The organism is uncultured Cetobacterium sp., assembly GCF_947039425.1.
Lineage (GTDB): Bacteria > Fusobacteriota > Fusobacteriia > Fusobacteriales > Fusobacteriaceae > Cetobacterium_A.
On sequence record NZ_CAMQYW010000002.1, the window covers coordinates 14,012 to 26,174 of the forward strand.

Below are 12,163 nucleotides of genomic sequence, written 5' to 3' on the forward strand. Positions count from 1 at the left end.
TCCCTTTCCTTAATTTTTTTATTACATATCGAAGTTGTAACCAACTGATAAAGTTACAGCATCGTAGTTATTACTATGTTTTTGTCCTTCAGCTTTAACTTTAGCATAAGTAGTACCATACATTAAGTCAACGTTAACGTTGTTGTATTGCATACCTGCACCAGCAGCCCAATAAGCACCATCATCAATAGTAGTATTTATTTTTGGATTACTTATATCTTTTGCATCAAAGTTAAATGAGTAACCTGCATTAGCTTTAATATATGGTGTAAATGGTAAGTCAAAATTAGTAACATTATATTTAGCCGTTAAATATAATGGCATTGATTTGTACTCAGCACCTTGAGTATTTTTAACTCCTTCACCTTTTCTTTTAGCATGATCTTGATATGCTAAACCAAGTCCTAAATCTATATTATTATAAGTTTTATATCCTTCAATAGCAAATTGGTATCCTAAGTCTTTAGTATCACTATTCAATAAAGAAGAGCTACTATATTTAGACCAAACATCTCCTCCAACTCTAACGTTAATGTAACCTGGAGTTCTTTCAGCAACTACTGGAGCAACTACTGGAGTAACAACAGCAACAACTTCCTCTACAACTGCAGTTGGTTCAGCAACAACCTCTTTAGAACTAGTTGTAACTGGTTGAGCTATAATTTCTTTTGCTTGAGCAACACTTGCAATTGCAAATAGCGAACAAGCTAATAATGCTAATTTTTTCATTTTATTCCCTCCTCAAGTAAATAAATTCTGCAAAAACCAGAATTTTGTAAGATTACTTTTGGCCGTTTACCGGTCATTGACCTATGATACTACTAATTCAGAACAAAAGTCAAGAGGTAAAGTTAAAAACTGTTATAAAATGGTTTTTTGGTCATCTTTAATGTAATGAAATAAAGGAGAGAGCCACATTAAGACTCTCCCCATTTTTTATTTTTACCAAATATTAAATTTATAACCTAAAGAAAAAGTAACTCTTTGATAATCATTATTAAATTTTTCTTTTCCGTTAGAATCGGTAACATCCATTTCAGCATAATTGATTCCATATAAAATATCTGCTGTAAAATTATCATATTCTAAACCTATTCCAGCAGCCCAATAAGCGCCGTCATCAATACTTGAATTAAAACCTTTAACATCATCTTCATCAAAATTAAACGAGTATCCAGCATTAGCTTTTAAATATGGAACAAAAGGCATATTCCAGTAATTTAAATCATATTTTGCTGTAGCATAAATAGGGAATGATTTATATTCTCCTCCATCTCGGTCTCTTTTGGCATGATCTTGATATGCCATTCCTAAACCAATGTCAAAATATTTCCAATGTCTCATTGCTTCAATAGCAATTTCATAACCAGATTCATCGGCATCTTTTTCTAAACGATAACCATTTCCAGAGTGTCTATCATATTCAGACCAAAAATCCCAACCAAATTTTAGATTAATATATCCTAGTGGCATATCAGGAACCATAACTATAGGAACAATTTCCTCTACCATTGCTGGTTCATTCATCATCTCTTTAGACATAGTTGGCTCAGTTATCATTTCTTTAGCGTATGAAATACTTGTAACAGCAACTAATGAAAAAAGTACTAGTGCTAACTTTTTCATAAATTAAACCTCCTTAAATAAATTATAAAGTATTAAGATAAAATTATCTCAATGTTTTAATATACCTATGTTTTTTTATCTTTCTTTTTTTAAGAAAATAAAAGATTTTTTTGTATTTTGTAATAGAAATTAAGATATGGTATACTTTTAGTAAAGTAAATCTAAAGAAAATGGAAGGGGTAAAAATGAAAAAAATATTAACTATAGCTGGATCAGATTCTTGTGGAGGAGCGGGGATACAAGCAGATTTAAAGGCTATGTCAGCCAATGGAACTTATGGAATGAGTGTTATAACAGCAATAACTGCTCAAAACTCAATGGGAGTATTTGGAGCTCAAGAAGTATCTGATGATATAATAAAGAAACAAATAGAAGTGATTTATGAAGATATAGATGTAGATGCAGTAAAAGTGGGTATGTTATCAAGTAGTAATATAATGAATATTGTTAAAGAAAATTTATTGAAATATAATGCTAAAAATATTGTAATTGATCCAGTAATGATATCTAAAAGTGGATTTTCATTATTAAAAGAGGAAGCTATTGAAACAATGAAAAAATTTATAAGTATTGGAGATTTAGTAACTCCCAATATACCAGAGGCTGAAGTGTTAACAAATATGAAAATAAAAACAGAAGCTGATATGATAGAAGCTGGAAAAAGAATAATTCAAATGGGTGCTAAGAATGTACTGGTAAAAGGTGGACATAGAGAGGATAACTGTACGGATATTTTAGTAAAAAGTACAGGTGAAATTTTAAGTTTTAAAGGTGAAAGATTTAATACAAAAAATACACATGGAACAGGATGTACACTATCATCAACAATAGCATCATATTTAGGGAAAGGTTATTCTATAGATGAATCAGTTAAGATTGGAAAAGAGTATATAACAAAAGCAATAGAAAATTCATTTTCAATAGGAAGTGGAGTAGGACCTGTTGGACATTTTGTAGAAATATATAAAAAAAGCAATACAAAGTATTAAATATAAGTTAAGAAAGGAAAAGAATGGAAAAATATAAGGAAATAATAGAAGTACAAGTTCAAGGAGAAGATAAAGGAAAAAGAGTAGATTTTTTTCTATCTGAATATTTAGAAAATACTACGAGAAGTTATATTCAGAAATTAATTGATGAAAAAAATATTGTAATAGATGGAAAAGAAAAAATCAAAAGTGGAAATAAACTAAAAGGTATAGAAAAAATCTTAGTAAGAATACCACAAGATGAAATGTTAGAAATATTACCAGAAGATATTAAAATAGATATTGTTTATGAGGATAAAGATATGGTTGTAATAAATAAAGATCCAGGAGTAATAGTGCATCCTGCTCAAGGATATTATACAGGGACTTTAGTTAATGCAGTTTTATATCATATAAAAGATTTATCAAATATAAATGGAGTAATAAGACCTGGAATTGTTCATAGATTAGATAAAGATACTAGTGGATTGATAATAATAGCTAAAAATAATATATCTCATGTTAAATTGACAGAGATGTTTAAAGATAAAACAATAGAAAAAAGATATGTTTGTATATGTAAGGGAAATTTTAAAAAAGAAATTGGAAGAGTTGAAACTTTAATTGGAAGAGATTCAAAAGATAGAAAAAAAATGGCAGTGGTAACAGAAAATGGAAAAAAAGCAATAAGTAATTATAAGGTTCTTGATAGTGTTAATAACTTTTCTTTAGTAGAAGTGGGAATTGAAACAGGAAGAACTCATCAAATTAGAGTTCATATGAAAAGTTTAAATCATCCTATTGTTGGAGATTCAGTTTATGGAAGTCCTACAGATATAGCTAAAAGACAGATGTTACACTCATATTTTTTAGAGTTTATTCATCCAATAACAAATGAAAAAATAAAGATTCTAGGTGCATTAAAGGATGATTTTTTAAGCGTTTTAAATAAATTAAAACTAAATAAAGAAACAATTTTAGAGTTAAATAAATAAAAGGAAATGATTGGAAAAAATATAACAATAGAAGGTGAATTAAAATAGAAAAGAAAAATATAATGTTGCTTTTTGATTTAGAAAATAAAAATTCTATAGGAGTTGATGAAGCGGGGAGAGGACCTTTAGCTGGACCAGTAGTAGCAGCTTCAGCAAAACTTATTTGTTACGATGAGAGATTATCAAAGATAAATGATTCTAAAAAATTGTCAGAAAAAATGAGAGAAGAACTTTTTGATGTTATTTTATCTAATTTTAATATTGGAGTTGGAATAGCAACAGTAGAAGAAATAGATGAAAAAAATATTTTAAATGCAACTTTTTTAGCTATGAGAAGATCTATAGAAGATCTATCTGAAGATACTAAGTTTGAAAAAGTATTAGTTGATGGTAATCATAAAATTAGAGAGTATGAATTTGATCAAGAAGCTATTATAAAAGGTGATGGAAAAAGTTTAAATATAGCAGCAGCATCAATTATAGCAAAGGTAACTAGAGATAGAATAATGAAGATATTAGATAAAGAATATCCTGGTTATGGACTTGAAAAACATAAAGGTTATGGAACAAAGTATCATAGAGAAATGTTAATAGAAAAAGGACCTACTAAAATTCACAGAAAAAGTTTTTTAAAGAAAATTTTAGGAGAGTAATATATGAATACAAGAAGCAAGGGTTATTTATACGAAAGAAAAGCTAAGGAGTACCTTGAGAGTCTGAAAATAAAAATAATTGAAACAAATTATTATGGATATAAAGGTGAGATAGATTTGATAGGTTATGATTTGGATACCCTTGTTTTTTTTGAAGTTAAATATAGAAAAAACAAAAATTTTGGTTTGCCACAAGAAGCAATTAATCTAATAAAAAAGAAAAAGATATATTTTACAGCAAAGGATTATATAACAAAAAGAAAATTATATGATAAACAAATTAGATTTGATGCAATACTTTTTATTGGAGATGAAATTCAGTGGCTTAAAAATATTATATGGGGTGATGAACTTGGAATATAAATGCTTGAAATGTGGCAGTGATAAATATATAGTAAAAACTGCAATTATACCAGAAAAAAGCCCAGGCCTAAAAATAGAGATAGGAACATATTATATAAAAACTTGTGTTGAGTGTGGATATACAGAGTTTTATTCTGCGAAAATAGTTGACAAGGATTTTGAAAAAGAAAAAAAAGAAAAAAAAGGAAGTAGGTTTGCTAAAAAAACTTCTAAAGAAGTTCCTGTTTGATAATACTTGTTCATTATGTTATTGTGAAATGACAGAAGAAAACTACATATGCAAGAGGTGTAGAGAAAAACTTAAAAAGATGGGTGAACTTAAAAAAATAGAAAATTTATATTATTTATATTATTATTCAGATATAAATAAAATTATTTATGATTTAAAATTTTTTAATAGAAAAAATATATCTAGAGATTTGAAAGAAATTATAGAAGTTAATTTAAATAAAATAATAAAAAAAGAGAATATAGATGGCGTAATTATTATTCCATCAAGTAATAAAAGAAAAAGAGAACGTGGTTATAATCAAGTTGAAGAACTTTTAAAAGGTATAAATTGTAATATAATAATTTCATTTAGATATAAAAATACAAAACAGATGTATAGAATTGTAGAAATAGAAAAAAGAAAAGAAAATGTAAAAGGAATTTTTAAAATAAATGATAATATAGAAGGAAAAAATATTTTAATATTTGATGATATAGTAACTACAGGATCTACAATGAATGAGATGAAGAAAATTTTAGAAGAAATGGGAACTAATAAAATAATTTACTTTTCATTGAGCGTAGTGAAAGGGTACTTAAAAAAAATAGGAATGAGTGATGATGGAGATATATATAAATAATAAAAAAAGAGATTTAGGTATAAAAAATGGAAAATTAACAACTATACTGGAAAAAATACAAAAATTATTACAATTAGAAAGTAAAATAATAACAGAGCTAAGTATAAATGGAAATGTAGTAAAAGAGGAAGATATACCATTTTTAAAAAAAGTACAGTTGATAGAGATAAAAAGTAAGACAAATAGAGAGGTAATAATAGAGTCGCTATATTATTTTGATAGATATATTCAAGATTTTTTTGAAATGCTAGAAAGCGTAGAAGATGAAATAGAGGGATTTAGGATTTATGATGCAGTTGCTTTTGTTGAATGGAGCTTAGGACTTGTATTGTCAATAAAAGATCATACAAATATCTCTTTGATATATTCAGACTATGATTCTTATGTTGAAGATTATAAAAATAGTGCTGAAAATTTTTTAGAAGCTTTTAAAAAAGAAGATTATGAAAATGCTGTAGGAATACTTGATATGGAAATAGTAGATTTAATTGAAAACTTTGAAATAAATAGCAAAGATTATTTAAATGAAATTATTTTAGAAGAGAGTAGAAAGAATTTTATTAATTAGAGAAAAAAATACTCAAATTTGGATGAAAATATAGACGTAGAGAACCTTGTTAAAAGTTAAAATAATATGTTATTATTAAAGAAAAGATTTTAGGAGGAAGTATTATGAGAAAAACTATAATTGCAGGAAATTGGAAGATGAATAAAACTGTAGAAGAAACTAAATCTATGCTGATCGAATTAAAAAAATTAATGACAGGAAAAGAAAGTGTAGAAGTTGTAATAGGTGCACCATTTACATCATTAGAATCTGCAGTAAAAGCAGTAGAGGGATCAAGAATTTCAATAGCAGCTCAAAATATGTATCCAAAATCATCAGGAGCATATACTGGAGAAATTTCACCAGAAATGTTAAAAGACTTAGGTGTAGAGTATGTTATATTAGGACACTCAGAAAGAAGAGAATATTTTAAAGAAAGTAATGAATTTATAAATGAAAAAGTGAAGTGTGCTTTATCTTATGGATTAACACCAATTTTATGTATTGGAGAGAAATTAGAAGATAGAGAAAATGGAAGAACACTTGAAGTAAATGAAAAACAAGTAAGAGAAGGATTGGCAAATTTAACAAATGAGGAAGCAGTAAAAGTTATTGTTGCATATGAACCTGTATGGGCAATAGGAACTGGGAAAACAGCAACACCTGAAATGGCTCAAGAAACTCATAAAGAAATAAGAGAAGTTTTAAAAGCGATGTTTGGTGATACTTCAGAAGAGATTACAATTCAGTATGGTGGGTCAATGAATGCAAAAAATGCAAAAGAGTTACTTGCGATGAATGATATAGATGGTGGATTAGTAGGAGGAGCTTCTTTAGAAGCTGGGTCATTTATTGAGATAATAAAAGCAGGATTATAGAAGTTAAGGAGGAAGAAGATGGCAAAAAAACCTTTAATGTTAATGATATTGGATGGTTGGGGATGTAATCCTAATAAAGATGAGAAAAATGCAATAAAAGAAGCTCATCCAGAAAATTTTATAAGACTTTATAATAAATATCCACATACATTTTTAAAAGCATCAGGAGAAGCTGTTGGTCTTCCAGATGGACAGATGGGTAATTCAGAAGTTGGGCATTTGAATTTAGGAGCAGGAAGAGTTATTTATCAACCATTAGTTGAGATTTCAAAAGAGATAAGAGATGGAGAATTTTTTGAAAAAGAAGAAATAATCAGTGCTTTTAATTATGCTAAAGAAAATGATAAAAAAATTCACTTTATTGGATTAACATCGAATGGTGGAGTTCATTCTCATATAACGCATCTTTATGGACTTTTAGAAATGGCAAAGAAAAAAGATCTTTCTAAAGTAAGCGTACATACATTTATGGATGGAAGAGATACTGCTCCAGATTCAGGAGTTAAATTTATAAAAGAATTAGAAGAAAAAATATTAGAGATAGGAGTTGGTAAAATAGCTTCTATGTCTGGAAGATATTATGCTATGGACAGAGATAATAACTGGGATCGTATTGAAAAAGCTTATAATGCTATAGTTGGTATTGATGAAGTAGTATCAGAGACTCCAATTGAAACTCTAGAAAAATCATATGCAGAAAAAATAACAGACGAATTTGTTTTACCTGTTTTATTTGATAAAGAGGGAGCTATATCAGAAGGAGATGTAGTTATAAATTTCAATTTTAGACCAGATAGAGCTAGAGAGATAACAAGAGCTTTGAATGATAAAGAATTTTCAGGATTTAAAAGAAAATACTTAAATTTACAATACTATTGTATGAGACAGTATGATTCAACTATAGATGCTTTTACTATATATCATGATAGAGAAATAGTAAATACTTTAGGAGAAGTGATCTCTAAAAATGGATTAACTCAACTAAGAACAGCAGAAACAGAAAAATATGCTCATGTAACTTTTTTCTTTAACGGAGGAAAAGAAAGTGAATTTAAAGGAGAGGGAAGAAAATTAATAGCTTCACCAAAAGTAGCTACATATGATTTACAACCTGAAATGTCAGCTCCAGAATTAACAAAGGCAGTTTTAGAAATTTTAGAAAAAAATGAATATGATGTGATGGTTATGAACTATGCAAATCCAGATATGGTAGGTCATACAGGAGTATTTTCAGCAGCTATGCAAGCTATAAAAGTTGTAGATGAAAATATGGCTAAAGTAGTTAATAAAATATTAGAATTAGATGGAACTATATTAATAACTGCAGATCATGGAAATGCTGAAAAAATGGAAGATCCAAAAACTCATAATGCTTTCACAGCTCATACAACATACGAAGTTCCTATGATTTATGTATCTAATCATTTTAAAGGGGAATTAAATTTAGGAAAACTTGCAGATATTGCTCCAACTATGTTAGATATTTTAAATATAAAGAAACCAAAAGAGATGAATGGTGAGTCTTTAATAAAAAAATAAGTTGACATAAAAAATAAAAGATGTTAGTATAAACAAAGTTTCTAAAAATAATATTTTAGGTAGAGGTTGCAGATGACAACAGTAATTTAAGGGAGTTCACAGACAAAGAACTTAAATGAAAGGGGATTTTGCCGAAATAAAAAATAGGTTGAAGTTTTTTATTGGGTGTATAAATAATATTTATACAACTGTCATTAAAAAGGGATTTTTAATGTTGAGCTATCCAAAGTTTGTAATATACTTACAGATTAGCTACCGTATCATCATAATACGGTAGCTTTTATTTTGCCTAAAATTATGGAACTAAAAAATTGGGAGGTTTTAGGGAAAATGAATGGGATTTTAGAATTATTAAAGTTAAGTCCAGTAGGAGTGTTAGCAACACTTATGTTTTTTGGATACGATGCACTGATTGCAGCACCACTTGCAACAGTATATGCAGCATTAGTTGCTGTAATTGTAGAGAGAAGAAGTATGAATGAACTTATGGATGCAGTAATAACAAATGCAAGAGAGATGCAAGTGGCTTTTTATATACTTATGGTTGCTTATGCAATGGCTGAGGTATTTATGTCTACAGGAGTTGGAGCATCAATTATAAATTTAGCCTTAAATGTAGGATTAACAGGAAGATCAGTTGCAGTAGTAGGAGTAATTGTAACTTCTGTTTTATCAATAGCAACAGGAACAAGTTGGGGAACTTTTGCCGCATGTGCTCCAATATTCTTATGGCTTAATCATATAGTTGGAGGGAATATATCTTTAACTGTAGGAGCTATTGCTGGAGGAGCTTGTTTTGGAGATAATATTGGATTAATTTCAGATACAACAATAGTTAGTTCTGGAATTCAAAGAGTGGAAGTTATTAAAAGAATTAGACATCAAGGATTCTGGTCAGGATTAGTTTTAATACTTGGAATAATTGCTTTTTATATAGCGGGAATAGTTATGGATCTTCCAACAACATCAGGACATGCAGCAGCAGCAATTGCTCAAATACCAGATAATGTCTGGAAAGTTTTAGCTGAAAAAAGAGAATCAGCAGTTATTTTATTAAATCAAGTTAAAACTGGTGTTCCAACATACATGATAGTTCCTTTAATTCTTGTATTAATTTGTGCGATTAGAGGAATGACAACATTACTATGTTTATTTGTAGGTATTTTTTCAGCATATTTACTTGGAACTTTTGCAGGAACAATAACAGATACAAAAACATTTTTAAATATGATAATGTCTGGATTTGCCGGAGCAGGATCATGGGTTATAGTTATGATGATGTGGATTGCAGCATTTGGTGGAATAATGAAACTTATGGATGCCTTTAGACCTCTATCAAATTTAATTATAAAGATATCTAAAAATGTAAGACAATTAATGTTTTATAATGGAGTATTGTCTATATTAGGAAATGCTGGTCTTGCAGATGAAATGGCACAAATTGTAACTATAGGACCAATTATAAAAGAGATAGTTGATAAAAATGTAGAAGGTTCACCAGAAGATATGGAGAAGTTAAGACTTAGAAATGCTACGTTTAGTGATGCACTTGGAGTTTTCGGATCACAACTTATACCTTGGCATGTATATATTGGATTTTATCTAGGAATTATTCAAGCAGTATATCCGTTATATACATTTACTGCAGGTAACATTATAAAATATAATTTTTTAGCAATGATTGCAGTATCTACAATATTACTAGCAACTTTAACAGGATTAGATAGATTTATTCCGAAGTTTGGATTACCGAGTGAACCTCAAGTTAAATTAAAAAACAAAAAATAAATTGAGACTCTATAGGAAACTATAGAGTTTTTTATTTAACTTTTGACAATTTAAATAAATTATATTATAACTAAGAGAATGAAAAAATAAAAAAAGGAGGTAAAAATGATAACAATTTCACTTATTTTAATAATAATTGCAATAATAATAACAGAAAAAAGGGGAATTCCTTGGTTTTTGTATCATCATATAGGAGAAAATGGAGTTTCAAAAGAATGGTTTGAAGAACATTTGAAAATTATAGATAGATTAAAGATGAAGACACTTAGAAATAGAGATGTTAAAACTAGTTTAGAAGAAAAAGGTAAATTAGATAAAAATAGTATCTTATTAACATTTGATGATGGATATTATAACAATTATAAATATGCACATCCACTATTAAAAAAATATAATATGAAAGCAACAATATATTTAAACACAGCTTACATGGAAGATGAAAAAAATAGAAAGTTTGAATATTTAAGTTGGAAAGAGATTGAAGAGATGTCAGAAAGTGGTGTTTGGGATATACAATTACACTCACATAGACATATGCCAATTTTTGTGAATATTAATTTAGAAAGAGTAGTAGAAGAAAAAGATTTGTTAGATAGAGATATTCAATATTTATATTCTGGAAAAGCAAAAATAGGATATCCAATTTTAGGTAAAAGAGGGGAATATTCATCAAAAGGGATAATAGTTACAGAACATGCAGCAGAAAAATTTAAAAATTTTTATGATAACTTAAATTTAGAATATTCAGAAAAAATAAAAGAGTGTCAAAAATATATAGATACCAGTTTAAAAGATTGGTTTAAATATGAAGATGATACAATGGCAGAAAGAAGAATATCAATGGATTTAGATGAAAATATAAGAAAAATAAAAGAACATTGCAGAATAACTCCTACATTTTTTTGCTGGCCATGGGGACATAAGAATAAAATGACAGTAGATATTATGAAAAGAAAGGGAATATATGGCTTTGTAACTACAAGAAAAGGAACTAATAGTTTAAAAATAGATGTAGAAAATATAAAAAGAGTAGAGCTTAGAAAATTTACACCACTTAAATTTAAATTAAATGTTCTGGTTACAAGAAATTACTTCTTAGGAAGAGTGTATCAGTTATTATCTTAAAATTTAAGGAGGGAAAATGATATCAGTAGGAATTATAACGTATAATGAAGAATTTAGATTAGGAAGAACATTAGAAGCAGTAAAAGAGTTTGCAGATGAGATAGTTATAGTAGATAGCTTTAGTACAGATAATACAATAGAAATTGCAAGAGAATACGGAGCACGAATATTTCAAAGAGAATGGATAGGATATGGCGATCAAAAAAATTATGTTATAGAAAAGTGTCAAGGAGATTGGATTCTTTTAATTGATGCAGATGAAGTTATTATAAAAGAGTTAAAAGAAGAAATTAAAAATATAACTTATAAAAATGAAAAAACAGTATATGAAATTCCATTTAATAGTGTTTGTTTTGGAAAAAGAATAAGATTTGGAGGTTGGAGTGGAAGCTCTAGAATTAGACTTTTTAAAAAAAATAGTGGAAAGTATTCTTTAGATAAAGTTCATGAAAAATTTATAACGACAGAAAGAATAGGGAAATTGAAAAAAAGAATAGATCATTATACATATGAAGATTATGAAGATTATTTAAACAAATTTAATAGATATACTGGAGAGGGAGCTCAAGTTGCTTTTGAAAAGGGAAAAAAAGCAGGGTTATTCAATATATTATTAAATCCTATTTTTAAATTTATTAGAATGTATATATTTAGGTTGGGGGTATTAGACGGAGTAGAGGGATTGGTTTTAGCAGTGTCTAGTGCAATGTATACAAGTGTAAAATATGTTAAATTAAGAAACTTAACAATGGATTATAATGAATTTAAAAATAGATAGATATAAAGAATAACAGAAAGAGATTAATCTTTCTGTTATTTTTTTAAAAGAA

The 12,163-nt window shown here is 27.9% G+C and carries 14 protein-coding genes and 1 riboswitch; of the genes, 12 read left to right on the plus strand and 2 right to left on the minus strand.

What is annotated here, in order from left to right; genetic code table 11:
* Nucleotides 1-21: 21 nt before the first annotated feature.
* Entirely contained in the window at nt 22-729 is a 708-nt protein-coding gene (locus Q0V09_RS00360; RefSeq protein ID WP_297405811.1) for a hypothetical protein, read from the minus strand.
* Between the two features lie 213 nt (nt 730-942).
* Nucleotides 943-1,626 carry a hypothetical protein gene (locus Q0V09_RS00365; protein WP_297405813.1) on the minus strand — a complete coding sequence of 228 codons (684 nt, stop codon included), beginning with the start codon at nt 1,624-1,626 and terminating at the stop codon, nt 943-945.
* Nucleotides 1,627-1,811: 185 nt separating this feature from the next.
* Here Q0V09_RS00365 and thiD point away from each other — a divergent pair, with 185 nt between their 5' ends.
* The 12 genes from thiD to Q0V09_RS00425 all read left to right on the plus strand — a co-directional run bounded on the left by thiD (nt 1,812) and on the right by Q0V09_RS00425 (nt 12,111).
* Nucleotides 1,812-2,615, plus strand: a complete 804-nt coding sequence (thiD, locus tag Q0V09_RS00370; RefSeq protein WP_297405814.1) for a bifunctional hydroxymethylpyrimidine kinase/phosphomethylpyrimidine kinase — start codon at nt 1,812-1,814, stop codon at nt 2,613-2,615.
* A 23-nt stretch (nt 2,616-2,638) separates the two neighbouring features.
* Nucleotides 2,639-3,589: an RluA family pseudouridine synthase gene (locus Q0V09_RS00375; protein ID WP_297405815.1), complete on the plus strand. Its 951-nt coding sequence runs from the start codon at nt 2,639-2,641 to the stop codon at nt 3,587-3,589.
* Between the two features lie 62 nt (nt 3,590-3,651).
* Complete coding sequence (locus Q0V09_RS00380) at nt 3,652-4,242, plus strand: ribonuclease HII (RefSeq protein ID WP_297405817.1); 591 nt, start codon at nt 3,652-3,654, stop codon at nt 4,240-4,242.
* 3 nt (nt 4,243-4,245) lie between these two features.
* Nucleotides 4,246-4,605: a YraN family protein gene (locus Q0V09_RS00385; RefSeq protein ID WP_297405819.1), complete on the plus strand. Its 360-nt coding sequence runs from the start codon at nt 4,246-4,248 to the stop codon at nt 4,603-4,605.
* A complete protein-coding gene (locus Q0V09_RS00390) occupies nt 4,589-4,834 on the plus strand; it encodes a hypothetical protein (RefSeq protein ID WP_297405827.1) in 246 nt (81 codons plus the stop codon). Before Q0V09_RS00385 ends, Q0V09_RS00390 begins: the two co-directional genes overlap by 17 nt.
* Nucleotides 4,800-5,456, plus strand: coding sequence for a ComF family protein (locus Q0V09_RS00395; RefSeq protein WP_297486697.1), 657 nt, complete (start codon nt 4,800-4,802; stop codon nt 5,454-5,456). Before Q0V09_RS00390 ends, Q0V09_RS00395 begins: the two co-directional genes overlap by 35 nt.
* Nucleotides 5,437-6,024 (plus strand): hypothetical protein, encoded by a 588-nt coding sequence (locus tag Q0V09_RS00400; RefSeq protein WP_297405823.1) that lies wholly within the window; start codon nt 5,437-5,439, stop codon nt 6,022-6,024. The genes Q0V09_RS00395 and Q0V09_RS00400 overlap by 20 nt, the downstream gene beginning before the upstream one ends.
* Nucleotides 6,025-6,128: 104 nt before the next feature.
* Complete coding sequence (gene tpiA / locus Q0V09_RS00405; protein ID WP_297405825.1) at nt 6,129-6,881, plus strand: triose-phosphate isomerase; 753 nt, start codon at nt 6,129-6,131, stop codon at nt 6,879-6,881.
* Between the two features lie 18 nt (nt 6,882-6,899).
* Nucleotides 6,900-8,420 (plus strand): 2,3-bisphosphoglycerate-independent phosphoglycerate mutase, encoded by a 1,521-nt coding sequence (gene gpmI, locus Q0V09_RS00410; protein ID WP_297486700.1) that lies wholly within the window; start codon nt 6,900-6,902, stop codon nt 8,418-8,420.
* A 52-nt stretch (nt 8,421-8,472) separates the two neighbouring features.
* Nucleotides 8,473-8,650, plus strand: a riboswitch (Lysine riboswitch).
* Nucleotides 8,651-8,750: 100 nt separating this feature from the next.
* Entirely contained in the window at nt 8,751-10,208 is a 1,458-nt protein-coding gene (locus Q0V09_RS00415; RefSeq protein ID WP_297486702.1) for a Na+/H+ antiporter NhaC family protein, read from the plus strand.
* Between the two features lie 105 nt (nt 10,209-10,313).
* Complete coding sequence (locus Q0V09_RS00420; RefSeq protein ID WP_297404494.1) at nt 10,314-11,333, plus strand: polysaccharide deacetylase family protein; 1,020 nt, start codon at nt 10,314-10,316, stop codon at nt 11,331-11,333.
* Nucleotides 11,334-11,349: 16 nt separating this feature from the next.
* Nucleotides 11,350-12,111, plus strand: coding sequence for a glycosyltransferase family 2 protein (locus Q0V09_RS00425; protein WP_297486704.1), 762 nt, complete (start codon nt 11,350-11,352; stop codon nt 12,109-12,111).
* The last annotated feature ends 52 nt before the right edge of the window (nt 12,112-12,163 follow it).

Coding starts and splice junctions, on each gene's coding strand:
- Q0V09_RS00420 (WP_297404494.1), top strand. CDS start 10,314: ATGATAACAATTTCACTTATTTTAATAATAATTGCAATAATAATAACA.
- Q0V09_RS00385 (WP_297405819.1), top strand. CDS start 4,246: ATGAATACAAGAAGCAAGGGTTATTTATACGAAAGAAAAGCTAAGGAG.
- Q0V09_RS00380 (WP_297405817.1), top strand. CDS start 3,652: ATGTTGCTTTTTGATTTAGAAAATAAAAATTCTATAGGAGTTGATGAA.
- Q0V09_RS00365 (WP_297405813.1), bottom strand. CDS start 1,626: ATGAAAAAGTTAGCACTAGTACTTTTTTCATTAGTTGCTGTTACAAGT.
- Q0V09_RS00415 (WP_297486702.1), top strand. CDS start 8,751: ATGAATGGGATTTTAGAATTATTAAAGTTAAGTCCAGTAGGAGTGTTA.
- gpmI (WP_297486700.1), top strand. CDS start 6,900: ATGGCAAAAAAACCTTTAATGTTAATGATATTGGATGGTTGGGGATGT.
- Q0V09_RS00425 (WP_297486704.1), top strand. CDS start 11,350: ATGATATCAGTAGGAATTATAACGTATAATGAAGAATTTAGATTAGGA.
- Q0V09_RS00360 (WP_297405811.1), bottom strand. CDS start 729: ATGAAAAAATTAGCATTATTAGCTTGTTCGCTATTTGCAATTGCAAGT.
- thiD (WP_297405814.1), top strand. CDS start 1,812: ATGAAAAAAATATTAACTATAGCTGGATCAGATTCTTGTGGAGGAGCG.
- Q0V09_RS00400 (WP_297405823.1), top strand. CDS start 5,437: ATGGAGATATATATAAATAATAAAAAAAGAGATTTAGGTATAAAAAAT.
- Q0V09_RS00375 (WP_297405815.1), top strand. CDS start 2,639: ATGGAAAAATATAAGGAAATAATAGAAGTACAAGTTCAAGGAGAAGAT.
- Q0V09_RS00390 (WP_297405827.1), top strand. CDS start 4,589: ATGAACTTGGAATATAAATGCTTGAAATGTGGCAGTGATAAATATATA.
- tpiA (WP_297405825.1), top strand. CDS start 6,129: ATGAGAAAAACTATAATTGCAGGAAATTGGAAGATGAATAAAACTGTA.